This is a genomic window from Pseudoalteromonas sp. T1lg65, from assembly GCF_051930985.1.
Taxonomy (GTDB): Bacteria; Pseudomonadota; Gammaproteobacteria; order Enterobacterales; family Alteromonadaceae; genus Pseudoalteromonas.
Genome location: NZ_CP196838.1, coordinates 21,018 through 45,162 on the forward strand (window position 1 = coordinate 21,018; position 24,145 = coordinate 45,162).

The window sequence follows — 24,145 nt, forward strand, 5'->3', positions numbered from 1 at the left end:
TATCAGCTATTGTTTATTGCATCAATTAAGAATGCGCTTAATTTTGCACCTTCTCGTAAAGTGGTCTCAGAGCTTGCTTGCCCAACTAAAGAACTATCAGTAAACGGCGCAATTTCCATCATATCCGCACCAGTAATTCTAAATTCTTTATTTAATGCGCTCAGTATCACCATCGCTTCATCCGGTGTCATACCTCCAGCTTCTGGCGTGCCGGTAGCTGATGCAAATTGCTCATCTAAGGCATCAATGTCAAAGCTCACATAAAGCTCCTCAACTCCACTTTCTTTGAGTTGAACAATGACTTCATCGACTATCTGTTGGGCCCCTTTTTCACGAATTTCATTCGCCCAATGCTGCTTTACTCCGAACGTGGATTCCCAGTGTGATTTTGGTTTCCCACTAGATCTAATGCCGAATTGAATCAGATGATCCGGCGCGGGCAGATACTCTAATATATGTGTACACCAAGAGCCAAAACATAAGTCGATACCAAGACGCTCAACCAATAAATCGGTGTGTGCATCAAAGTGAATGATGGCTGTTTTTATTCCTTTGGCCCGTTTTGCTTTAAGGTAAGATTTTGTCAATGGGTAACTAATGGAATGATCACCACCAATACCGAAAATACCTTTATCTGGATAATTCTCATAAAAACCGTCACATACGTCTTCTGTTATTGACAGCGGTGACACGTGATATTCACTATTTGGATCTGAATATAGCGCTTTTTGGCAATTGCTGATGGTTTGCTCGTTAAGGTATTTGTCGTGTAGTAGGTGGGGAATAACACGTACATCCCCCAAATCAAAAGCTGAAGTCTGCGGTTGCTGTTCAATAAGCGTCGAACGTAAAAAAAGCGGCCCCCAGTTAGCACCTCTTAAAATACCGCCGCCGCAATCGGAACTAATTCCCAAAATTGCTGCTTTATGCTGGCTTTTTTCTATATCTTGCAAAGAAGTTTGCCAGACAGACTCCACTCCTTCAGTTTGCCCATAAAGCTTTTGGCGTAACGCCGCTTTTCGCTCCTTTGCAGTATTAACCGTGAATACACCATCTCCCGGCGGACACAAACATTGGGTCAATTTCTGATAATAGTTGGTTTTACTGTCTGACATCTCAAACCCCTTTTATGAATAATCATGCTAATTACACAAAAGCCAAAAATAAACATCGCCATGCTCGACCGATACGAATTTATCAATGCTCAGTGCTTAAAATAATACTGGCCTAATCGCAGAAAAACCGCGAGCTGCGTGTGAATAATTTACTTAGACAACCTCCTGAAAACAAACTAATAGATTGTTTTTATTATTAATTGATATGATTTTCAGGTTTCGTTGCGCTTTTATAGTACGTATTGATATGCTGAAACGAGCGAAGTTATTTAATCAATTGACGACTTAAAAAGACGTCCAACGGATGCTGCTTTCAGCACAGGTGCAGGATGTATAACAGGTTGAGATTATAAGTCAATCGGTCCAGTCAAGGTATTGATTTTTGAACCGATTGTTTATTCAAGCAAGGTGTGTAGTTATTCGTAATTTCTTGGCCGTTTCGTTTTTATCACCGCAATGTAACCATGCCAGCTTGCGTAGGACAATAGTGGCATTATCACGATGAACCCGGCGGTTCCTGTCAAAAATCCCAGCGTGACTAAAACAAGAATTAACGCACACCAAACCACCATAGCGCCGGCATTAACCCGCACCGCGTGCATAGAACTCATCACCGCAGTCATAATGTCAACTCGCCTTTCCATCATAATTTGTGGGGTAAAGGCCGATATCGCGAAGACGGTAACCAGTAATACGCCCCCCACCAAAGAGCCTAATGTCAAAAATGCCGACAACTGCTCAAAAGTAGGATCAGGCACATTGGGGTATAAAGCATGGATCAACGCAGCAAGGCGCATCCAAACAATCATTATAACCATCAATAGAATCGCGAACCCCCACTCCCCCGCTGGATTTCGGAACATAGATTTTAAACTATGCATCAAAGTCGGCTTATGACCCTTTTCAAGCTCCCAAGCAACGTCATAAAGACCAGCTGCAAAGGCTGGTCCTATTAAAGCGAATGCAACAGCTGCAGGCAATATCACTAGGTGCGTACCAGACTCATAAACAAACCACATAATACAGGCAGGTATCAATGTAAAAATAAGACCGTATAACAAGCTCATTAACGGTGCTCTAGTCATGTCTTTAAACGCCAGTGCAAGCCAATGGAAAGGTGCACCTAAAGAGACTTTATTCGATTCAAAACAGCGGGCAAATTCATGATGTTTTTCCGCAGAATGTGTAGCTGGCATACCTTCTCCTCGTTGTTAGTATCCCTTTAAGTTTTAGTGCATCAACGGGTATCTCGCAAGCTTGTGGTAAATAGTACATACTATTGACGGTAAGGAAAATATTCGGACATCTGTCCTGTACTTACAGCGTCTTCCCAATGACCATTACGGTTTGATTTATCATTAAGGTTTACTATGGAAAAGGTATTTCACCTCGGGCTTACCAAGTCGGACCTACAAGGTGCAACATTAGCTATTGTGCCGGGCGATCCTGAACGCTCTTTACGTATTTCAGAATACTTGGACAAACCAATATGTTTGGCTAAAACGCGAGAGTTTCATGTCTATCTTGGCTATATGCAAGAAACTCCGATCATAGTATGCTCTACGGGCATTGGTGGTCCATCAACTTCTATCGCTGTCGAAGAATTGGCCCAACTCGGTATTCAGAGTTTTCTGCGCATTGGTACTACAGGGGCGATTCAGCCTCATATTAACGAGGGCGATATCCTTATTAGTACCGCTTCTGTCAGACTAGATGGCGCGAGCCAACACTTTGCGCCCCTAGGCTATCCTGCAGTTTCTGATTTTCATACCACTTCTGCCATGGTAAATGCTTGTGAAGCGTTAGGACTAACTCACCATGTTGGCATTACTGCATCCAGCGATACATTTTACCCAGGACAGGAACGTTACGATACCTATTCAGGTTATGTGCGTAAAGCGTTTCAGGGTTCCTGTGAAGAATGGCAAAAGCTGAATGTGATGAACTACGAAATGGAATCCGCCACGCTGTTCACGATGTGTGCCACATTAGGATTGAAAGCAGCCTGCCTAGCGGGAGTCTTAGTAAACCGTACAAGACAAGAAATCCCTAATGTCGATTTGAAAAAAGTAGAACAAGATGCTGTCAAAGCGGTGTTAAAAGCGGCTGAACTCTTAATACAAGAGTAATTGATTCAGCTTACTGGCAATGATTGAGTTAACTCACTCATTGCCATGCGTTTCTAGGTATCTAATAAACCCTGGCGATTCAATATAGTATTTATCACCATACTGTGAGATCACAGCCATAGTTTTCAGTTTTTTGACACTGGTTTGAATGACTGAAGGGGTTACATCAGTTTCAACCTCTTGAGAGATAGCCTCGACTGTTTTATTGCTATACAACGCATTGTTGCCTTTTTTGATCTGTTTCAATACCTCAACATCAACCTCTCTCAGGCGCTTTTTTAGATTTTCAAAATCGCCATCTTGGACCATCAACGCTTTTATGTAATCAGTACCATCTTTAAGTGAAGCTTGATTTGCCATTAAGTAAGTTACTAGTTTCATCATCCAAAATGGCGAACGATCTATTTCTTCGTAAAACTCGTTCACGGCCAATACGTCATACTCTAAACCAAAGTGCTTTTTCAACGTGTCATTGCAATGTCTAACAAATTCCTCACCTAATCGCGGAAAATCAATCATAAAAGCTGAATCGTAAAACGGCTTATCTTTATCTGAGAACATCGCATTAACGCCTGAGCGGCTAGAGCCAGCAAAAATAACGCTGATATCGCTATAAGTGTCTAACGCGGTACGCAGCGCATGCTGAACAGGTAAAAACTTTTCAGAAGACGCTAAATGTTGGATTTCATCAATGATGATCACGATTTTATCTCCACACTTGTTAAACAGCGCTTCGATAAATTGACCAATTTTAAATAGATCTGACTCACTCGGTTTGAGCGCATTTTTATCACTAAACTCGATGGTTGCCTTACCAAAGACGTTATTTCCAACTTCAAGCTTCTTAATTTCACTCTTGGCGAGTTCAGTTAACTTGCCTTTTACCGTCTCATTTAAAGCGATCAGGGTATTGTTCAGCGCTTGAGTGATAGCTAAAGTCGGGTTGTCTGGTTCACCCCATAAGTTAATGTAAACAGGAATAAAGCCATTTTCGATGGCGATAGGATAGAGATCTTTCAGTAAGAAGGTGGTTTTTCCCGTCCTTCGCACATCAAGCAATGCAATTCGACTTATCGCACCTTGATAAACGGTTTGTAAGTAGGACTCAGCAAGTGCTTGGCGTTGAAAATGCCAGTTAATCTTTTTCATCATCAATGCCCGATCGAGTTATGTGCCATTATGGTTAATTATGTATAGTATACATAATTAACCATAATGGTACATAGAACTTCGTATTTTATTGATATTCGGCCACTATTTTTTGAACTTGTAGATCTTTATCTTGGACCACAAAATCTACAATAAAACGATGACCGGGCGATTTTAATCCGTGGATCAATCACTCAATTTCAAACCAAGTTAGCTTGTCCTGCAAGTGATAAGAAGCAAGCACCGCTAAGCTCACTTGCTTTTGATTAGCACAGCCCTTCTTCTCCACCAGCTTAATCGATTCAACTTCTACCTGATCCAATGTTTTTCCGGTCAAAGCCAATTGACTTAACGCACTTTGTAGAGGTGATAAACTTGGGCTGTAGGCCGCATTTTCTGCATATCGACCATAAAATCGTTGTCCGTTGGCGAGCTTAATTTCTACCGCACTGGAGTTTTTTGAATAAGGTACATAAGACTGCAAATAGTGGTCAAACAAAACCTTATCTATCTCCTCTAAAACAGCGTTTTTATCACCCACTAATTTAGGACTATTAAATAGTGTCTCTTTATTACCCAAGTCTTCTGGACCGAACGAGTGAGGCAACAAAGCGGTCAGTGTTGTTTCCCCACTGGGGAGATGCACTTTTAAACTTTTTGAGGTAGAAAGTTCATTCATAAACTGCCGACAATAACCGCAAGGTGCTGCATTAATAATTATTTCAGATATTTCATGCGCGCCATTTAACCAAGCGTTATTGATAGCAGCCTGTTCGGCATGAACCACTAAAGAAAGCGCTTGCTGATTAAACTCTAAATTGGCGCCCAAAAAGACTTGTTGTGACACTTTATCTATCGCTAAAGCACCAACATAAAACTGAGAAATAGGCGGAACAGCAAAATCTGCAGCTGCCTCTAGCAGCAATTTGAAAAGTGTTGAAGTATCGACGCGATGAGTGTTAGCGAGGGCTTCAAGCCTAGAAAATTTGAAAATCCCGCGATTATCGAGCGCCTCTTTATATAGTTCTGTTTTTATTGAGGATTCAATCGTTGCCATTGTTCATATATTGTTTTTCCATGGCAGCTTAGTTTACGCAAGTGTTAGTGTTTACTCAACCATTCACGTGCGGTTTTAAAACATTCAAAGTTTTCTGCATTGACATCAAAGCGTTTCACTTTTTGCAGAAACAAATCGTGCATATAACCTTTGATCCCCACCACTCTTGCCACTGATAAATCACGAATATAATGCACCACCTGAGGCATCAAATTGACAATATCAATGGCTGCAAAACGATGTTCAAGCTCACTGACATCGAGCAATATTCTTGAACTATTGTGTTTCTTAGCGTAAAGGTTCGCTTTTTCATAAGCAGCTATCACATCATTCGCATTTGCTACTCCCCTTACTTTCATCATGATGAGATCATTCAAGTGATCGTACGTAATGCTTGTTGAAAGTTTGTTCATATAGGAAGCGCTCACAAATGCCATTAATGTTTCTTGAAAAAAATAAAAATACAAACTGGTATAACCAGCCGGGCATTCTAAATCAACAGTGAAAACTGTCAATATTTTTCAGATTAAAAAACTAGAAAATAACAAAAAACCAATCATAAAGGATTGGTTTTTATTGTTTCATCTTATGAAGTGTTAATAGCAGTGCACTGGATAATTTCTATATTTGAAATTATCCAGTATTTCTCATCCCCGCAGCAATCCCTGTCATGGTGATCATCAGTGCGAGCTCAAGGTCATGGTTAGACTCTTGCCTAACCCGCTTCAATAACTCAATTTGTAATAAGTTTAATGGGTCGGTGTAGGGATTTCTCAATCCAATAGATTCCTTAATCCAAGGTTGCTGAGACAGCAAAGAAGATTCTGGTGCCAGATTCCTGATCAAGTCAATGGCATCACGCAGATTCGTTCTTAGCTCGTGACCAAGTTTTAGATATTGTTCGCTCACCAGCGTTTGATCATACATTTTACTCAGCCATAAATCGGCTTTACAGAATACCATTTCAAGCATTTCCAGTCGGGTCCTGAAAAATGGCCATTGTTGACTCATCTGTTGCAATAACTCAATGCCATACTTGTCGATTGCCGCTTCGAGACCTTCTTTAGCACCAAGCCATGCTGGCAACATGAGACGGTTTTGACTCCAGGCAAAGATCCACGGTATCGCTCTTAAACTCTCCACTCCTCCGTCTGGGTTTCTTTTCGAAGGTCGAGAGCCCAATGGCAGCTTTGACAACTCTTGTTCAGGTGTTGCCATTCTAAAATAAGGAACAAAATCCGCTTCCTCTCTGACTACACTGCGATATTTTTCGCAAGAGGCGCTACTGATGGTTTCCATCACTTCTATCCATTGTGATTTCGGCACAGGCGGAGGAAGCAGGTTGCTTTGTAAAATCGCGCCCGCATAGGTCGAAAGACTTTGCATGGCGACTTTTGGTAAACCAAATTTGAAACGGATCATTTCGCCTTGTTCGGTCACTCTTAGACCATTTTTCAAAGAACCAGGCGGCTGCGAACGCAAAGCTTGCGCAGCAGGTGCTCCACCACGACCAATCGTGCCACCACGACCATGAAATAAAACCAACTCTACGCCCTGCTCTTCCGCAAGTTTAACCAGTTTTTCCATCGCAGCGTATTGCGCCCAGCCAGCCGCCATCATACCCGCATCTTTGGCTGAATCTGAGTAACCAATCATCACATATTGTTTTGCGTTAATGGTTCCCTTATACCAATTACTGCTCAGCAAGGTTCGAATAACATCTTGGGCATTATTTAGATCATCAAGAGTTTCGAATAAAGGCGCTACAGGCAGGTTGAACGGACAACCACTTTCTTGCAACAGCAACTGTACAGCTAGAATATCCGAAGCATTTTGCGCCATGGAAATAATATAAATGCCTAAAGCTTGTTGATCTTGAGCGGCAATGACGTCGAATGTATCGAGTACCTCTTTGACACGCTCACATGGTCGCCAATTTTTTGGGATCAATGGACGTCGAGAACTTAACTCAGCGAGTAAAAATGCCTGCTTGTCTTGTTCATGCCACTGAGCGTAATCACCCAGCCCCAAATAGCGTGTTAGCTCAGAAAATACTTCAGTGTGCCGCGCTGAATCTTGACGAATATCTAGCTTACACAAAGACACACCAAAGCAATCTAATCGACGCAGTACATCTAGCAACAGTCCATCGGCAATCTTTTCCATCTTGCAGTCAACCAGCGAGTGATAACAAGCTTCTAGCGGTCCTCGCAACTGTTCTGTTTGTCTGATGATGTCTTGATAACGGGTTGGATGTCCTTTGATTTTGTATTCAATTGCAGCAATCGTTTCCTCAACTTCGTTTCTGAGTGTTTTCAACACACTGCGATAAGGTTCACTGCTGTCTGGAGCCAAGCGTGCCAATTCATTATTTGCTTGGCTCATCGATAACTCAGCGCCAAGTTTTTCCAAATCTCGTCGATACAAGTCTAACGCCATCCAGCGACCATGATCGAGTACTGACTGAGTAACAATAGAAGTGACAAACGGATTACCATCTCTATCACCTCCCATCCAAGAAGTAAGCTGAATAGGACTAAAGTTAACAGGAACGGCAAGATCGAAGCGGCTTTTCAACTGCCTAATAAAGTAACTGACGAATTTAGGTACAGCTTCCCATAAACTATTCTCAATTACCGCAAAGCCCCACTTTGCTTCATCAAGAGGAGTTGGCCGTCTCTCGCGGATATCGTTAGTATGCCAGGCTTGGCTAATCAACTGTTCGACACGGTCAATAATTTCCTCGTATATGGGATCTTCGCCGCTGGTAGCTTCTAGTTTTTGTAAGCATTCACTTAGCTCAATATGCTTGCTTATTATGGTGCGCCTGGTGACTTCGGTTGGGTGAGCTGTCAATACTAAATCTATTTTTAAACGACTGATTACCTGCGCGACTTGATTCAACTGCAGCTCACCATTATCCAACTGCTTTTGAATTTCATCGAAGGTTTTATCTATTTCCACCATGACGCCATCTGGTGCACCCGCTTTCGAAATAGTGTGGAATTGCTCAGCGACATTTGCGAGATTAAGAAAATGATTAAACGCTCGTGCAACAGGTAAAATTACTTCATCACTAAGATTTCTAAGCGCTGCAATCAAAGCACTCCTATCTGCATCACTACCGTTTCTTGAAGACTTGGCTAAGTTTCTGATCTCTTCGACCTTATCTAGGGTTTCTTGGCCTTGTGCATGCTTAATCGTGTTTCCTAGCATTTGTCCAAGTAGCCCTACATTGCTTCGAAGGCTCGCGTATTGCTCAGTCATACAAACTCCTTGTTGGAAAAGTATGCGCTTTACTATACCGAGAAAATAGTAGATTGCGAGCGATCTGATGTCACAACAACTTCGTAATACACTGTATGAAATATCGAGACTCAAGCAACATGATTATTTTTTATGATGGCCGCTGCCCTTTGTGCGCAAAGGAGATGGATCACCTGAAGCAACATGATCATCACAATCAAATCGTATTGAAAAATGTTCATTGTGAAAATTTTGCGTCTGAGTATCCCGAGATAAATAAACAACACGCTCTGAATGTTCTGCATGGTTACGACTTTCAAGGTAAGCTCATAAAAGGACTTGATGTAACCGTATTAGCTTGGCAGACAGTGGGAAAACACCGTTGGCTAGGTATTCTGAGATGGCCTCTGATCCGAACCATCTCAGATCTGTGTTATTTGTTTTTTGCGAAACATCGGATGACCATATCCAAATTACTCGTTGCCAACCAATGTCAGGGAGAAAAAAGCTGTGACCGTAAGTAACGAAACACTACTTGTCATAGGAGCAAACTCATCGATTGCCAAGGCAGCTATTAGTTTAACCCGAGCGCACAAGCCGCAAAGTCAAATTTTCAGTGTTTCTCGCTTGGATACTGAGCAGATTAGCGACCGCCATTACCATTTCCAGTGTGATCACAGCCCCAATGCCATTGTAGATGTGTGTGAGACACTTCACCATCACGCTACAACTGGGTTCACCAAAGTAATTATCTGTAATGGTGTTTTACATGGAGAATTTGGTTTTCCCGAAAAAAAGCTGGAAGATTTGAACGCTCAGTACAGTCAACATTTATTTAACGTAAATACACTGGTGCCGATGCAGTGGTTGTCTGGCTTGTTGCCCATCTTGAGCACGCAAAAATCCCCTTGTGTGATAACCGCATTGTCAGCAAGGGTTGCTAGCATTGGTGACAATCGACTCGGTGGCTGGTATTCATATCGAGCGTCAAAAGCAGCGTTAAACATGATGTTTAAATCCGCAAGTATTGAACTCTCACGAAGAGCCAAGCACCTCAAGCTGCAGCTGTTTCACCCTGGGACCACTGACACACCACTGTCTAAACCTTTTCAGAGCAACGTACCGACAGGCAAGCTATTCACGCCACAATACGTCGCTGAGCAACTCATTCAAACCATGGATAACGCCATTTTTGACGGCAGCTTAGACTACGTAGATTGGCAAGGTAAAACGATTATTTGGTAAAACTATGATGCAAACTTTCTCAAATTCCGACATCAACCAACTTGAGCAACGCTACCGCGCACTACTGATTAACTCGCTATCGGGTTTCAAAAGCGCCAACTTAATTGGGACTGTTGATAGCAGTGGGCAGGAAAATCTTTCCATTGTCAGCTCGGTGTTTCATCTAGGCGCTCATCCGCCCTTGGTTGGAACTATTTTTCGCCCTCATTCTGTCCCAAGGCATACGTTGGAAAATATTATTGAAACAGGGTTCTACACCATCAATCAGGTTAATAACCAAATCGTCAAGCAAGCACATCAAACGTCTGCACGCTACGATAAGTCACAATCTGAATTTGCAGAAGTTGGCCTTTCTGCGCAGTATATTGCGGACTTTTTCGCTCCGTATGTAAAAGAAAGTCGCTTGAAGTACGGCTTATCGCTACAACATCATCAAATCATCGAATTAAACCAAACCGTGTTGTTAATTGGTCAGGTTGAGGCGCTTCACGTCGAGGCCGAAGCGATTCAAAGTGACGGTCATATTGATTTAGAAAAACTGGGTACTGTTGCGATTTCTGGGTTAGACAGCTACCACAATACGTCTTCCATCGAGCGCTACAAATACGCCAAACCGAACCAACCTGTTGAACCACTTTAGTTGCTTAACTACTAGCTGAGTAAATCGGCTAGTAGCGTCTCAATGTCTTTTAATTCATCGTTAAAATGTACAATTTGTTTATTGGTCATAGTAGCGCGCAATGACACGACTAATTGAGCAAATTCCCTGATTCTATTACTTTGAATTTGCTTAATACGCTCTGGCAATGCGTCGTGATGCGTCACTATCACGTTACCTAATAAACTCGACAGCTCTCCATGCGATTGAATGCTCATTGCCCTTTCGAACAATTCCATACGAGTTTGCTGATGCGCCTTCCATACTTGACGAGAAAACTCACCGGATTGGTTATAGGTTGTGATCAGGGCTTCTTGTTCAGCCGTAAGCGCTCCAAGCCAACGTTCATAGCGCTGCAGCACGTCATCATCATTTCTATCGTCATTCATCCGCTCAGTAATGTTGCTAATCAATGTCTGACGTTGCGCAGCCGACAAGTCCTGCAAATGAGACACAATTTTTGGGTAAGCACGCTCAATCAATGTATACCAAAAACCTCTGATGGTTTGCATTTTTGCCACGATTTCTTCTGCGCTATAGTCCGGCCAATTTGCTTGTAGTTCAGTTAAGGCTGATTGATATTGCGGTAACTGGGTTTCTTTATGCCACAACACTAAATCATCGACATCTTGCTGCAATTTTTCTTCCTGAGCCGATGTTAACTCTACGTAGTCAGAAACGTAATAACTCGCCAACCACCCCAAATTGTTATAGGCAAGTCGTTGACTGCATCCGACCAGCAATAACAAGATTGTGATCACAAAATACTTTTTCATCGAGGCTCCTTGTTATTTGATGTTACGTAACATAATACGCAGAAAAGCAAAAATAGCGCACAATCTACTTTGTAAAAGCATCTGACTACAATTAAACTATAATCAGAATCAAAGACATAGTTGCCTAAAGGAGATCTATGATGTTGAGCAAGTATACTAAAGTGGTCGCCACTGTTATCACATTAAGCCTGGCGCCTACTGCTTTTGCGGGGCTGGAAGAGGGTATTGAAGCCGCAAATGCAGGTCGTTTTGAAGAAGCTGTTCGAGAGTTTAATTATTTAGCAGACATGAATTATGCCCCTGGCATTTATCAACTAGGTTTGCTCTATGAAAATGGTAATGGCGTGGCAAAAAATCAAAAGAAAGCAGCAGAGCTATTTTCCAAGGCTGTTAAATTAGGTGATGCCGATGCGATGTTTTCTCTTGCGGTAATGTATGACGAAGGGCGTGGTGTATTACAAGACAAACAAAAATACGCAGATTTAATGCTACAAGCAGCTAAGAAAAACCTCCCAGCCGCGCAGTTTAACGTTGGCGTTATGTACGCTAACGGCGATGGGATGCCGCAAGATTACCGCCGCGCGTTAAACTGGTATGAAAAAGCTGCGGCCAATAATTATACTTTGGCAATGTTCAATCTTGCACTGATGTACTTTCAAGGGTTAGGGGTGCCTAAAAACATCGAGAAATCTTATGTATGGAACACTTTGGCTGAATTTAATGGCCATGCAGATGCAACTAAGAGCCGGTTACTTGATGAAAAACAACTCTCCGCTTCGCAAATCGAGCGAGCTAAAAACCTTGCCAACGATATCTATAACCGCATTCAAGCAGGTGAGTATATTGCAGAAACCAGAACTTCTGGACCAAAATCGTAAAATATAGAACACGAGAATAGATAAACAGCGTTAAACTCGATTAACGCTGTTTTGATTTTGGGAGAAACAACCACTTGAGCGGTTTCATTAATAAACTCGACTGCGCCAACAACAGCTTGTTGCGCCAAGTCGTATTGCCTGACTGTAAAATGGGCCTTTGATGACTCAAAGTAACAAATCCCTCTTTACCGTGATATTGCCCCATGCCAGATTCTCCAAAACCGCCAAATGGCAGGGATTCACAAGCGACTTGCAGTAGTGTTTCATTAATCGCCATGGTTCCACATCTGAGTTTTTTACTTAGTTGCGATATTTCTGCTTTATCCTCAGAAAACACATAACAAGCTAGCGGTGAAGGCCTACTATTCACATAGTCCTGTGCAGCGTCACTGGACGATACTGACTTCACAGGGAGTAACGGACCAAAGATCTCTTCTTGCATCACCGTCATCGAATCATCAATGTCAGTAATTATGTGCAGCGGCAAACACCTTTCATGCTCACTTGTCTGAGCGCACCAAATCGTCGCATTTTTATCCTGAGCATCTTGCACTAAACCCTGAAGTCGCGACAACTGTCTGTCATTAATTATCCAAGTTTGGTGATCTAGTCCCACATGACGTAGGTAAACTGAGTGATAGTACTTTTTCAAACGTTCGACTAACGCTTGCTTGACGCTTTCATGAACTAGAACATAATCGGGCGCAACACAAATTTGGCCAGCATTGGTTAACTTGCCCATTAGTATGCTCATCGCCGCTTTGTCTAGATCGGCTTTTTCGGTAACGATAACGGGTGATTTTCCACCTAGCTCAAGCGTCACCGGTGTTAGGTTTTTAGCTGCTGAAATCATCACTTGTCGCCCGACTTGCGTTGAACCAGTAAAAAACAGATGATCAAACGGTAGTAATGAAAAAGCTTCAGCCAACTTAGTTTCACCTTCAAATACAGCCACTTGCTCTCTATAAGGGCTGAACAGCTTTCGTATTACACTGTTTACTTCAGGAGTATATTCACTAAGTTTAAGGAGTACTTTGTTACCAGCGGCCAACGCTGTGACCACAGGGACAATCGCTAGTTGAATAGGATAATTCCAAGGAGCAATCACACCAACCACTCCTTTCGGCTGAATTTCAACTCTTGCTGTTGTTGGTAACAGCGACCAGCCACTAAAGCGAGACTGTGGTTTCAGCCAGTTTTTTAGGTTGTTTCGAAGGTAACGGATATGAGAAATACAAGGCATCACGTCAGCTATTAATGTGTCGTATTCACTTCGATAGCCAAAGTCTTTTGTTGCTGCTGAGACAAATTCATCCTGGCGTGACAATATGTCAATTCTAAGCTTGTCTAATAATGCACAACGATCATCCGCGTTAGGCGTGGGGTTTTGCAAAAATAAGGTTTTGAATGTTGTAAACTGCGCGTGTAATTCCGTAACGGTATTTTCAATCATAAGCTGGCTCCTCCACCCATGCGCAAAATATAGCAAGTATGAGATAACTGGTCCATCCAGAAAAGATTTAACCTGAGGGCAAAAATATCGAAAACATCACTCTAGTAGCTACGCGTTTTTATGTTTGAATTGCATACGATAGCGACAACTAGAATTAATATAGGAAAAAAGCGCTTTTTATGGACGTCTTTGCTGAGGCTATTAATTGAAAGCAGGCTGTGTACTTCCTCGTTGCCAGTGAGTATTCACAGCCTGTGGAGAATGGCAACCTCTAAAAGCTAGTATTTGTTCAGGTTTAGTCAAGGTTTACGTTACCGATAACCTTTAAAACCTGAACAAAACTCAATCGCTAGTTAGCAGTTATAGTCATGGTGATATTACTTGATGCCTGATAACCCCTTACGCTCATATACCAAGTACCCGCTTCTGGCGCTGATACCGTGCAAACTTCTTGATTGCCACTTTTATAAGGTCGACAACGCCAAGTGCTAGTTGTCGGCTCAGAATCAAGGTTCAAATAGAGATCACCATCTCCGGAGCCACCGGAAATAGTCACTTTTAACTCATTATATCCGGCACTAAGCGACTGAGAAAAATGTTGCCATTCGCCGCGAGCGACTGAAATACCGTCATGAGTCACATTGATAGGAGTAGGGCCGGTTGTATCTTCGGTATATTGACCGGTTAGAGACACGCCAGAAATTTGATTCCATGCTTCAACCATAACATGGTAAGTACCAACTTGAATTGGGTCGATGACACAGTTTTCATCGCTCGTTGAAGTTGTGCTGTTACAGTCATAATCATTCAGACTCGGTTTACTGCCAAATTTAACGTAGAGATCAGCATCTCCAGTACCACCAGCTGTCCAAAATTTTAACGTTTTTGCCCCCTGAGGTACTTCCAGAGTAAAGAAGCTCTGCGATTTAGCCGCACCAAAAATCCCCGTTTTAGTTACGCCATTTTCAAGTTTATTACCCGGGTCTGGATCTGGGTCGTCATCACCCGCATTTTTCGCCATTTCCGCTAAGAAAGCGACAGACAATTTTGCAAACTTCTGCGCGTGTTGCACATTATATACAGTATCATCAGGTGTGTGGATCCTGCGATTAGCATCAGACATTCTTGACTCAAATGGCATGGATGCAGGGAAACCCTGTTGATACCAAGAAGCATGATCAGAGCAGCCATAGCCACATTGATCGAAACCATAATTTATCTCTGGCATATAAGTATCGAGTAGTTGTGACAAGAACTGGTTTTGTGCCGAATTGGTGTAATCTGTCATCATTACAATATCAAGGTTACTCCCCTGGTTTCCGGTCATATCAAACTGCACCATACCGACCACATTTTTCCCTTGTGATTTGTAGGTTTCGGCAATGTCTTTTGAGCCTCTTAAGCCGACTTCTTCGGCAGCAAAGCCCATTATATGAATGGTTCTTTTTGGTTTGTAACCATCCTCGACAATGGCTTTAAGTGCTTCAGTAAGAACAGAAATCCCGGATGCATTGTCATCTGCTCCTGGTGCGACCCCACTTCTATTACGTACGTTAATTGAATCTAAGTGACCACCAATAATGACGATTTCATTGCTAAGCTCAGCGCCTTGAATAGTTGCGACCACCGACGGCTGCTGCCAACTATGGTTAAAAAATTCGACATTGATATCAGTACGAGATTGCGCAATATCTGACCAGCGCTGTTTGATCCATGAAGATGCATCAACGCCAGTTTGCGCAGTGTAATAACGGTTATAGAAACCGGTCAGTGAACTTACCGTACTTTCCATACTTGTCGTACTTACTCTAGACAGTAGACTATTTACCCGTGCTCCATTGTCGATTGAATATGAGACTAGCGCAGAATTAGTTGAAGCTTGCGCCAATTGTGCAACATATTGCTTTGCTTCACTCAGTGAGTGGTGGGCCACAAATCCGCCACACCGATGGTAATTGTCATGCATAAACTCACTGAGTTCAGCGTGTTTCTTTTCACTCAGCTTTAAAAGCTGAACACCAAGTCCAGCGTCAACCTTATCAAAGCTCTCCCCTTTGGTGGCTTGCTGCATTTGATAATGGTTACCGGCCGTTGCATCAATGCTGATCCAAACATCGTCATCCACCACGTTAGCTTGAGCAGTGGTATTTATCAGCACAGCAGCGCAAAGTAGGTTTATTGCGTATTTCATGTTGTATCCTTGCTTGATAATTAGTAATGCCAATCCGCACTAGCTGTTAACTATGCAAATTGGTCTAACGACAAAAAATAAGGGAGCTATTGCCCCCTTAAACATTGATGGATTATCAATTTGCCTTAATGTTTAGTGTTACTCCGCTGGATGCGTAATAACCTCTAAGATCGATATGCCATGTGCCTGACTGTGGATTAGTGATAGTACAAGTTTCACTATTGCCACTCTTATAAGGGCGACATTCGTATTGAGAAGTGGTTGATTCAGAACCAAAGTTTACGTATAAATCGGCGTCACCAGAGCCTCCAGAAATCGTGACTTCCAGTTTGCTATAGTCGCCATTTAGAGCCTGAGTAAATCTTGCCCACTCACCACGAGCTACGCTAATATCAGTTTCTGTTCTGTCGATAGGTTGAGTACCTGTACCATCACCATTATGTGTACCAACCAAGGTTACTCCTGAGATTGCGTTCCATGCTTCTACCATCACGTAGTATTTACCAGCTTGAGCGTTACTGATAGTACAAGTTTCACTGCTAGTTGATGATGTGCTCTTACATTCGTAACTGCTTAGTGAAGGACGAGAACCAAACTTAACATATAGATCCGCATCGCCACTTCCACCGTTGGTTTCAAAGGTTACACTTGATGCAGAAGCCGGAACGTCAAGAACATAGAATAACTGTGCTTTCGATGCGCCTGAAATGCCAGTAACCGGTTCACCATTTGTTAGCACAACATCATCACCGTTACCTGGATCGCCACCGCAGTCAGTACCAGAACTCAAGTTTGAGTTAACGCCCACCGCAGCCAATGCAGCTTGAACATCTTCATGGCTGTAGTTCAAGTCACACGCCGCATCCATTACACCATTACCAGCGGTATCCCAGTCGGTGTTCGCAGTCCAATAAAGCTGATTGGCTTTCGCCATGACAATGAAGGCTTTTTTAGTGTCCCAACCCGTGGTTGTCGCAAGATTGTAAAACGCCTTATTGAATACACCAGATGTATGATGCACATCCATGCTATTGGTATAGTCTGATTGGTGATCTATTGAGCGACCGTCTTTTGTCGGGTCATTCATATAACGTAATGCACCCTCGGACTTAAAGATATCCTGACCAACTAACCAGTCATTCGTCCCTTTCATGTAAAATTCAGCAGCCTCACCCGCCATATCAGAGAAAGCCTCATTTAGACCACCTGATCTGTAGCGATAAATCAAACCAGAATTTTGTTCTGTGAATCCATGGCTTACTTCGTGAGCAGAAACATCCAAGCTGACCAGTGGATAAAAGCGTGTTGCTCCATCACCAAAAGTCATTGCACTACCATCCCAAAACGCATTTTCATAGTTGTTGCTATAGTGAACGCGCATTTTTAATTGGAAAGACAGAGGTGCCGCACCCAGCCAATCGTTATACATGTTGAAGACAACACCACCGAAATAGTGTGCATCATTTAGTGGTGAGTATGCCCCGTTGATTTCTTTAGTTAAATTTTCTGGGCAAGTGAAGCTAAATGCCGTAGAGCCGCTAGAGCTGTGATTTAAGTTGATGGTTTTGACATTAGCATTGTTCATCGTACATGTGCTGCCAGACTGACTAACGTCTAGCGGATCGTAGTCCGTCCCGTAGTAGTATTTACCGGTTTTTTGGTTACCACCCGGGCCCGTTGCGTCTGCGTGTTGTAGATTATCGAACTGATCTAAAATTTCCCCAGTGTTAGCATCAATAATGATGTAAGGACGTTCAGGGTTGTCACCATAAGTGACATAGCTGATCTCATAGACCAAGTGCGCTTTTTGACCTTGATCTAACCATATCGCTAAACGCGACTGTTTGTTTTGTTTTGGCAGTGCTTTTTTTGCTTGGTCGATTGACTGTTCAATTGACATCATCGCTTGTTTGATGTTCAGTTTAGGCACCACAGACGGAATGTCTTGTGCAATGTTATATACCGCTGCGCCGTGCGCTCTGCGCATTTCTCCGCTATCTCTAAAAGTCAGGATCACCGTGTCACCGATAATAGGAACACCTTGATACATTTGCTGATAGCGTTTTGTTACTTGGCCTTTTTTATTTTGGATACTGGTTAGCGGCTTGAGGCTACTACCCGCTTCCAAGCCAAGCACCTTATGAGGATTCGCTTTCAAATCTGCTTTTGAACCATTGACTAACACTTGGTTCAAATCAGTTTTATGGTTTAAAAATTCTTTTTTGGCTGCTTGCGCACCAAATGAGACTAAAGCAATTGCAGAGGCTGTTGCCAATGCGACTGTAGATATTTTCACGTTTTACGCTCCTAGTATTATTTTTAATTAACTCCTTCAACTACAGGAGGCATACGACGAACAACGCTCCGCCCTATATGCATTACTCAGCGTAGGCTTAAAACGCAAAACAAAACAACTTATTAACTTTTTAAGAACCTATTTTTAATAATTCAAAATTTATCAATACCTATCAATTGGATAAAAATCAAACAACGTTAAATAAACCAGCCACAAAAAGTTAAATGTAAATTTATTGATACAAAAATTAACAATTAGAAGTCACTATCCAAATTGCATTTTTCATTATGAGGTAATATTTTTATGCATTTTTGATATATACGAACAAATGTAAACACATTTGAGAGGGGGTACCCTAGCGTGAACCAACAATCTGAAACACGCCAGGAGCAAAAAGAATCTGGACTAACTCAATGAATAAAGTGGGTGATTAAACCAAATTGAGTAAATGGTTATCCCAATGACATGGAACTCGAACTATGTTACTCAGCTTTTGCTCTGCTATTGTGATCCCACCTTGCCCATCAGTAGCGATAAACCCATCGTTAGTCACGGCTAACCCTGCGGTATCATCAAGTGAGTATAGAGACTGCAAGCTGTTATTTATTCCATCCCAAATACTTACAATGCCACCTCTGGGTGATGTTACAGCCAGCTTTTGAAGACGTTCATTGAAGCTCAAACTCGCAGTGTATTGAGAGAAAGCTCGCCATTGCGTTTCTGTAGCCTGCAAAGCCATCAAACCATTATTTTGGCTAATGTGATCTTTATATATCAGTGGAAACTGCAGTGCTTCTGGTCCTTGAAACTGACAACCAACGTAAACAGTATCATCCGCACTCACACAAAGGTGACGCGTGCTCAGCTGATGATGAGGGGGTGTAACTACCCGTTTAACCGCGCCGCTTCGCGTATCTAAATAAGTCAAGTTTGGCTGCATAGAGTCAACATTGAGTTTTCTTCTATCCATACTTGGATGGGTATGGATCCCACCATTGGCCACCACTAAGGTTTCGCCATCTGACAGTAATGCAATTTGATGAGGACCTATACCGCCTGAGTTGAATTCATTGATAATAGACATATCACTCAGCTTTCTGACAACCACCTTGCCATGATGCGCTTTAAGGCTGTCATCAAAATAGTTTTCAGAAGTAAACAATAGCTTACGACTTTTATCCACCACGCCATGGCCATAAAAATGATGCTTAGGCCGTGCTTTAACCACTTTTTGCAACAACCCTTCGTCAACGTTAATCAAGTACAGTTCATCGCCTGGGCGTCTGGCAAACGCGATCAGAAGTCCATCATCCGCCGCAAACGCCAAATCATGTGCTCGCTGAGGGATCTGTATATCGCCTTGAACATGACCTTCAATGTCAAACCAAGAAACATGATGCTTTCCTGAGTTACTTGTATAAGCACTGGCGTAGCGTTGTTTCCCGGAGCCAACCGAACAAGCAGAAAGCGTTGATAACATCAACGTTCCTGCTCCCATCGCCAGTGTCGCTTTACAAAAACTTCGCCGACTAAGTTGCACGCGATTAATCCCCATCGTTGGTATTAAAGCCTGTTTGAATTTCCATGATTTGCACAAAATCACTGCTCATTACAGCACGTAGCTCATCCAGACTTTGCACTACTTCTTTAATCGCATTACGACTTTCGTCAGTCTCAAGTAGCTCTGCCAGCGATTTTGACTTTATTGGTTGCAACTTGCTAAATACATTTTCAAATTGAACCTTGATCTGATTATGGACATCGATTCTTTGCTTAACGTCAATTAGATAATTGTCAAACCCGTAATCGTTATTGGCACTGTAAAGCTCGTACAACGCTTGGAGGTTTTGTTCAATATTCATCAAACTCACTTGTGCAAAACCAGACTCTATCAGTGCAACTTTACCTGGGGCGGAAATGCCTAAAGGTTTATTGAGCTTGTCGTCAGTGATCGACTCTAAGTATTCAAACCAATATTTGAATAGTTCATCAATTACGTCCTGATGGTTACTAAAATCACCAGCTCCATTAATAAAGTCAGCCTTAAAGCTGGTTTGCCATTTATCGGTGACTCGGCTTGAGATCTCAACGAGGTTTTTAGCAATTGCCGTCATATATTGGCAGCGTTGAGGTTGATTTTCAGCGGTTAAAAACGCGGTGTCTTGTTCCTGATTGAATAGTAAATATTCAAATGCAGGTAGCCCTTGAATTTGGTGTTTATAATCACCAAACCCCAGTTTAAAGTCATAATTGTCTTGCAGCGTCGTTTCGACACCATTGACGATTAGGGTATTACTGGTAGGCCAAAATTGAATCCTGGAATAGTCATAACTGTCTGCCAAAGGACCAAACTTCGTGGTGCGGATCCATTGCCAACGTAAGTTGGTTTTTAACCATTCTTTTTTAACCGCGACTAAATCAAGCTCTGTGACTTGAGACTTTTCACATAACGACGTTGTGGCCTCTAACAAAGACGAAGTTGCGTCGTTGAATGACTGATAGCGCGGTATTATGATCTGCTCGGCGACCGATTCAAGCACTTTGGCTTTGGCATCCTGATCGCTCAGAGGCTCACTATCATCTTGCCCCTCTTCGTCTTCCGTACCGTTGTCTTCACCATCGTCATTTTCGTCTTTATCATCAGCGTCGTTAGAAGTTCCGGTGGTCGTATCGTCATCGTTATCAGTCCCCTCTCCCTCTTCGGTACCTGTTCCAGATTCATCTTTATTGTCTACTTTCTGTTGTTGTTCTTTGTTATCACTTCCAGAACCACCGCCACAACCTGTGACCAAACCAGTTGAAAGTAATGCCAAAATTATTGCTAATCCATTCTTAGATAGTAATGTCATTATTTACTCACTTAAATTTGATTTAGAAAATAAAGCAGTACATCACGCTGAGCTTTATTCAAAGACTTGTATGCTTGTTGATGTGAAGCGGCCTCACCGCCATGCCACAAAATGGCTTCTTCTATGCTTCTCGCCCGACCATCGTGTAAATAGGCTTGATAGCCTTGCACCCGCAGTTGCATACCAATTCCCCACAACGGCGCAGTTCGCCATTCCCGGCCAGAAGCCAGATTTTCATAACCCTCGTCGGCTAAGCCTTCACCCATATCGTGAAGTGCTAAATCCGAATAGGGCCAAATTTCCTGTCCAGCCAGCGCTTTAATTGGATATCTCGGTGATGTGGTAAGAGTTGGGGTATGACAGCTATGGCAATTTAATTGATAAAACAAACGACGACCTTGCTGGGCGGTTGCTGAATCAAGATCTCTTACAGGAGGTACGGTGACCAACTGGCTCATGTATAGCGTGAGATCATGTAGTTTTTTCGGTATGTCTAAACCTGCAGAAAACTTCGCTGCTTGCTGGCAACCTAGTTGATGGTCTAAGCAATTTTCTTTTGTAAATAAATGGTTGGTGATACCTATATCGTTTACAAATGCGGCTGCGATCTGCTGCTCTAGGGTTGGATGGAGCCCTTTAAAACCAAAACGACCTACTTCAAGTGCTCCATTTTGCACATTTTTCACGAGGTTATAGCGCGCCGAAACACCGTCGCCATTTTCGTCTTCAGGATCTTGCATGCTCAGCAAGCTATCTTGGTCTATCGCATCCAGTAACCCCATGCCATAAATTGCAGGTGCGTAGCGAGCTGATACGCCAACCCTTGCATTGGCGAGTGCTTTGCCGAACTCTCCCTGATATTGGTAGCTCGGTTTGCGCAGCTGATAACGGGTACCATCATCAAACTGACCATCAATAAATTGATAGCTAACGATAAAATTCCCTTCCCCTTGAGATTGCTTAATCAATTCTGAGTGACTCAAACGGACCGCAAACGGCTGCAATTGTCCACCAAAAGGACTGGTATTTAGATTATTTTCCAAAGGTAAAAACCGGAACAATAACGCAGGCGTTGCAGCCTGTCCCTGTTTAGGTAATTTGCCACGTCCGCCATCTAAGTGGCATGCTTTACATGATCGAGCATTGTACAGTGGGCCAAGTCCATCACGATCTGTGGTGATGGCTGGCGCTGCAACCCAAGGGTCGCGGAAAAATGAAAAGCCATTCCAAAAATCCAGCAAAGCCATCGTGTTTACGTTACCAACTGGCTCAATAAAGGTCCTTTTGTTGAGCTTGCTCGCCGTCGCATCGCCTGCTGGAAAGCGTTCCTTTGAGGATATATCAGGCACAGCTTGGCCGCTTAACGCGGCCACCGTAGTCAATGCCAAAACACTAGATAACATTACAAGCTACCCAAGAACGCAAGTAGGGCTTGTCGCTTTTGTTTTGGTAAGTTTACAAAATGCTGTTTTGCAGCTTCGGCTTCTCCTGCGTGCCAGAGGATCGCTTCTTGTATATTTCTAGCGCGGCCATCATGCAAGAAAGTTGCTCTTTGATTAACACGATTCACTAACCCCAACCCCCAAAGTGGTGGAGTCTTCCATTCAGTTCCTGTTGCTTCACCTTCCGGTCTACCATCCGCAAGCCCCGTACAACGCTGAACGTACAGACAGGCGTTGCCGCTGCTACCATCACATGCCTCGCCAGTTTTAAGTTCTCGGAAAACCTGACAACTACCACCCATATCATGTAATAACAAATCGCTAAAAGGATAAATTACTTGCTGCTCAAGTGCCGTGATATTGGTTCTGGAATTTTGCAGTGAGATCAAATCAACGTCACCTAAGTGACTTCCGACTGCTTCGCCTGTTTTAAATCTAGGCACATGACAACTATGGCAATTGGCAGCGAAAAACTCTGCTCTCCCGTTCAGTATTTGCGGGTCCCAACTTTGGGTATTTTCGTCATAACCGCGGCGTTTGGGTACAGCCAATGTACGGTTGTAAAACTCAACTTGGGCCAAATCCACATCGTTAAGATCCACCCCATCATGGTACTTATCTTGTTCGGTGTTTGCCTGTTCAATACAAGCCGCTTGCGCTTCGGTGCATACTTCTTTTGGTGTAACACTTGTAGTTACGCCCATGTCACCCCGATATGCGCCGGTGATCTGCTGTAACACAGTTGCCGTTACCGCTTTATAACCAAACCTCGCGAGTTGCTTTTCACCGGTTAATGGGTGGTGAGTAAATGCGGCTCTACCTGAGATCCCGTCTTTATTGCTATCTTGCTCATCTTGATGGGCTAAAATCTGTTCTTCTGGAATACTTTCTAATAGCCCTGAGCCAAAAACATGAGGTGATACACGAGCAGAGAAACGGACATTTTCGACAAAATCACCATAAGATAGGTCGCTGGCCTTATAAATAGGCTGTCTTAGTGTGTAACGTTCCCCATCAGCAAATTCGCCTTCTATCGTGTCATATTCGATCCAGGTTTTTGCTTCTCCATAAGCAACACCTTCCATGACTGCCCCTTGATATTTCGCCAGCAAACCACCTTGACCATTCAGTGCGGTCCCAAATACCTGTAGCTGATCACCATAAGTCGGCTCAATGGCAGCTTCACTCGTTCCAACACGGAAAAATGTGCTAGTCATGGTTTCATCGATGGTTGCCGGTAACTCACCTCGACCATCTTTCAAGTGACATCCTTGACAACTCGTTTGATTAAAAATTGGCCCTTGACCATCGTGATTGCTTCTAAAAATATGATCGCCAGCTTTAAACACCGCATCCAATTTTGGTGTACTGACTATTGCGGGTAATGCCTGACCAAAGGCATTCTCATTAATTTGTGATGTGGTAGCTTGACCCGCAGACAAATGCTCTTGCTCATCAGGTTGGTCAACTAATAGCGGACTTTGGCCATCTAAAGTATCAAACGCAAAAGCATGATTAGTTGCCGTTGGCGTGGTTGTTTCTTTATCGGTATTGTCAGTAGTTGTTTTGCTGGTTTCTGACGTGCTGCCACCCGAACCGCCACAGGCGCTCAGTAATAAAGGAAATAGTAATATGATGGATTTTTTCATTTCAGTGCCCCT

Annotated in this window: 19 protein-coding genes; 5 read left to right on the forward strand and 14 right to left on the reverse strand. The window is 42.9% G+C overall.

Annotated elements, in window-relative coordinates; all coding sequences use genetic code 11:
- Nucleotides 1–2: 2 nt before the first annotated feature.
- Together ACSLBF_RS17560 and ACSLBF_RS17565 are read right to left on the reverse strand one after the other, a co-directional pair.
- Nucleotides 3–1,115, reverse strand: a complete 1,113-nt coding sequence (locus tag ACSLBF_RS17560) for an arginase family protein (protein ID WP_440056687.1) — start codon at nucleotides 1,113–1,115, stop codon at nucleotides 3–5.
- Between the two features lie 416 nt (nucleotides 1,116–1,531).
- Nucleotides 1,532–2,311: a DUF2189 domain-containing protein gene (locus tag ACSLBF_RS17565; RefSeq protein WP_440056689.1), complete on the reverse strand. Its 780-nt coding sequence runs from the start codon at nucleotides 2,309–2,311 to the stop codon at nucleotides 1,532–1,534.
- 174 nt (nucleotides 2,312–2,485) lie between these two features.
- Here ACSLBF_RS17565 and udp point away from each other — a divergent pair, with 174 nt between their 5' ends.
- Nucleotides 2,486–3,244: a uridine phosphorylase gene (udp, locus tag ACSLBF_RS17570; protein ID WP_440056690.1), complete on the forward strand. Its 759-nt coding sequence runs from the start codon at nucleotides 2,486–2,488 to the stop codon at nucleotides 3,242–3,244.
- Nucleotides 3,245–3,277: 33 nt separating this feature from the next.
- Here the strand turns inward: udp and ACSLBF_RS17575 are convergent, their stop codons facing one another.
- From ACSLBF_RS17575 to ppc, 4 genes are all read right to left on the reverse strand, one after another.
- Nucleotides 3,278–4,396, reverse strand: a complete 1,119-nt coding sequence (locus ACSLBF_RS17575; protein WP_440056691.1) for a hypothetical protein — start codon at nucleotides 4,394–4,396, stop codon at nucleotides 3,278–3,280.
- Between the two features lie 187 nt (nucleotides 4,397–4,583).
- On the reverse strand, nucleotides 4,584–5,450 hold the full coding sequence (cdd, locus tag ACSLBF_RS17580) for a cytidine deaminase (RefSeq protein ID WP_440056693.1): 867 nt from the start codon (nucleotides 5,448–5,450) through the stop codon (nucleotides 4,584–4,586).
- 44 nt (nucleotides 5,451–5,494) lie between these two features.
- On the reverse strand, nucleotides 5,495–5,863 hold the full coding sequence (locus ACSLBF_RS17585) for a hypothetical protein (RefSeq protein WP_440056694.1): 369 nt from the start codon (nucleotides 5,861–5,863) through the stop codon (nucleotides 5,495–5,497).
- Between the two features lie 220 nt (nucleotides 5,864–6,083).
- A complete protein-coding gene (ppc, locus tag ACSLBF_RS17590) occupies nucleotides 6,084–8,717 on the reverse strand; it encodes a phosphoenolpyruvate carboxylase (protein WP_440056695.1) in 2,634 nt (877 codons plus the stop codon).
- 119 nt (nucleotides 8,718–8,836) lie between these two features.
- Between ppc and ACSLBF_RS17595 the strand changes: the two genes are divergently transcribed.
- The 3 genes from ACSLBF_RS17595 to ACSLBF_RS17605 are packed head-to-tail and all read left to right on the forward strand — an operon-like array spanning nucleotide 8,837 to nucleotide 10,581.
- Entirely contained in the window at nucleotides 8,837–9,220 is a 384-nt protein-coding gene (locus ACSLBF_RS17595; protein ID WP_440056696.1) for a thiol-disulfide oxidoreductase DCC family protein, read from the forward strand.
- Nucleotides 9,207–9,941, forward strand: a complete 735-nt coding sequence (locus ACSLBF_RS17600; RefSeq protein WP_440056697.1) for an SDR family NAD(P)-dependent oxidoreductase — start codon at nucleotides 9,207–9,209, stop codon at nucleotides 9,939–9,941. Before ACSLBF_RS17595 ends, ACSLBF_RS17600 begins: the two co-directional genes overlap by 14 nt.
- A 7-nt stretch (nucleotides 9,942–9,948) precedes the next feature.
- Entirely contained in the window at nucleotides 9,949–10,581 is a 633-nt protein-coding gene (locus ACSLBF_RS17605; RefSeq protein ID WP_440057050.1) for a flavin reductase family protein, read from the forward strand.
- An 11-nt stretch (nucleotides 10,582–10,592) separates the two neighbouring features.
- Here ACSLBF_RS17605 and ACSLBF_RS17610 read toward each other — a convergent pair whose 3' ends face one another.
- The gene (locus ACSLBF_RS17610; RefSeq protein ID WP_440056698.1) at nucleotides 10,593–11,375 is read right to left on the reverse strand and encodes a DUF6279 family lipoprotein; all 783 of its coding nucleotides are present in this window, start codon (nucleotides 11,373–11,375) and stop codon (nucleotides 10,593–10,595) included.
- Nucleotides 11,376–11,515: 140 nt separating this feature from the next.
- On the opposite strand from ACSLBF_RS17610, the gene ACSLBF_RS17615 reads away from it, so the two are divergent.
- Nucleotides 11,516–12,253, forward strand: a complete 738-nt coding sequence (locus ACSLBF_RS17615) for a tetratricopeptide repeat protein (RefSeq protein ID WP_440057051.1) — start codon at nucleotides 11,516–11,518, stop codon at nucleotides 12,251–12,253.
- A 40-nt stretch (nucleotides 12,254–12,293) separates the two neighbouring features.
- Here the strand turns inward: ACSLBF_RS17615 and ACSLBF_RS17620 are convergent, their stop codons facing one another.
- From ACSLBF_RS17620 to ACSLBF_RS17650, 7 genes are all read right to left on the reverse strand, one after another.
- Nucleotides 12,294–13,706: a coniferyl aldehyde dehydrogenase gene (locus ACSLBF_RS17620; protein ID WP_440056699.1), complete on the reverse strand. Its 1,413-nt coding sequence runs from the start codon at nucleotides 13,704–13,706 to the stop codon at nucleotides 12,294–12,296.
- A gap of 349 nt (nucleotides 13,707–14,055) precedes the next feature.
- The gene (locus tag ACSLBF_RS17625) at nucleotides 14,056–15,897 is read right to left on the reverse strand and encodes a M28 family metallopeptidase (RefSeq protein WP_440056700.1); all 1,842 of its coding nucleotides are present in this window, start codon (nucleotides 15,895–15,897) and stop codon (nucleotides 14,056–14,058) included.
- A gap of 115 nt (nucleotides 15,898–16,012) precedes the next feature.
- Complete coding sequence (locus tag ACSLBF_RS17630; protein WP_440056701.1) at nucleotides 16,013–18,193, reverse strand: M4 family metallopeptidase; 2,181 nt, start codon at nucleotides 18,191–18,193, stop codon at nucleotides 16,013–16,015.
- 430 nt (nucleotides 18,194–18,623) lie between these two features.
- The gene (locus ACSLBF_RS17635) at nucleotides 18,624–19,733 is read right to left on the reverse strand and encodes a DUF1513 domain-containing protein (RefSeq protein WP_440056702.1); all 1,110 of its coding nucleotides are present in this window, start codon (nucleotides 19,731–19,733) and stop codon (nucleotides 18,624–18,626) included.
- Nucleotides 19,734–19,737: 4 nt separating this feature from the next.
- The gene (locus ACSLBF_RS17640) at nucleotides 19,738–21,042 is read right to left on the reverse strand and encodes an imelysin family protein (RefSeq protein WP_440056703.1); all 1,305 of its coding nucleotides are present in this window, start codon (nucleotides 21,040–21,042) and stop codon (nucleotides 19,738–19,740) included.
- An 11-nt stretch (nucleotides 21,043–21,053) separates the two neighbouring features.
- Entirely contained in the window at nucleotides 21,054–22,445 is a 1,392-nt protein-coding gene (locus ACSLBF_RS17645) for a di-heme oxidoreductase family protein (protein WP_440056704.1), read from the reverse strand.
- Nucleotides 22,445–24,133, reverse strand: a complete 1,689-nt coding sequence (locus ACSLBF_RS17650; protein ID WP_440056705.1) for a di-heme oxidoreductase family protein — start codon at nucleotides 24,131–24,133, stop codon at nucleotides 22,445–22,447. The genes ACSLBF_RS17645 and ACSLBF_RS17650 overlap by 1 nt, the downstream gene beginning before the upstream one ends.
- Nucleotides 24,134–24,145: the final 12 nt, after the last annotated feature.

Coding starts and splice junctions, on each gene's coding strand:
- ACSLBF_RS17560 (WP_440056687.1), bottom strand. CDS start 1,115: ATGTCAGACAGTAAAACCAACTATTATCAGAAATTGACCCAATGTTTG.
- ACSLBF_RS17565 (WP_440056689.1), bottom strand. CDS start 2,311: ATGCCAGCTACACATTCTGCGGAAAAACATCATGAATTTGCCCGCTGT.
- udp (WP_440056690.1), top strand. CDS start 2,486: ATGGAAAAGGTATTTCACCTCGGGCTTACCAAGTCGGACCTACAAGGT.
- ACSLBF_RS17575 (WP_440056691.1), bottom strand. CDS start 4,396: ATGATGAAAAAGATTAACTGGCATTTTCAACGCCAAGCACTTGCTGAG.
- cdd (WP_440056693.1), bottom strand. CDS start 5,450: ATGGCAACGATTGAATCCTCAATAAAAACAGAACTATATAAAGAGGCG.
- ACSLBF_RS17585 (WP_440056694.1), bottom strand. CDS start 5,863: ATGAACAAACTTTCAACAAGCATTACGTACGATCACTTGAATGATCTC.
- ppc (WP_440056695.1), bottom strand. CDS start 8,717: ATGACTGAGCAATACGCGAGCCTTCGAAGCAATGTAGGGCTACTTGGA.
- ACSLBF_RS17595 (WP_440056696.1), top strand. CDS start 8,837: ATGATTATTTTTTATGATGGCCGCTGCCCTTTGTGCGCAAAGGAGATG.
- ACSLBF_RS17605 (WP_440057050.1), top strand. CDS start 9,949: ATGCAAACTTTCTCAAATTCCGACATCAACCAACTTGAGCAACGCTAC.
- ACSLBF_RS17610 (WP_440056698.1), bottom strand. CDS start 11,375: ATGAAAAAGTATTTTGTGATCACAATCTTGTTATTGCTGGTCGGATGC.
- ACSLBF_RS17615 (WP_440057051.1), top strand. CDS start 11,516: ATGTTGAGCAAGTATACTAAAGTGGTCGCCACTGTTATCACATTAAGC.
- ACSLBF_RS17620 (WP_440056699.1), bottom strand. CDS start 13,706: ATGATTGAAAATACCGTTACGGAATTACACGCGCAGTTTACAACATTC.
- ACSLBF_RS17625 (WP_440056700.1), bottom strand. CDS start 15,897: ATGAAATACGCAATAAACCTACTTTGCGCTGCTGTGCTGATAAATACC.
- ACSLBF_RS17640 (WP_440056703.1), bottom strand. CDS start 21,042: ATGACATTACTATCTAAGAATGGATTAGCAATAATTTTGGCATTACTT.
- ACSLBF_RS17645 (WP_440056704.1), bottom strand. CDS start 22,445: ATGTTATCTAGTGTTTTGGCATTGACTACGGTGGCCGCGTTAAGCGGC.
- ACSLBF_RS17650 (WP_440056705.1), bottom strand. CDS start 24,133: ATGAAAAAATCCATCATATTACTATTTCCTTTATTACTGAGCGCCTGT.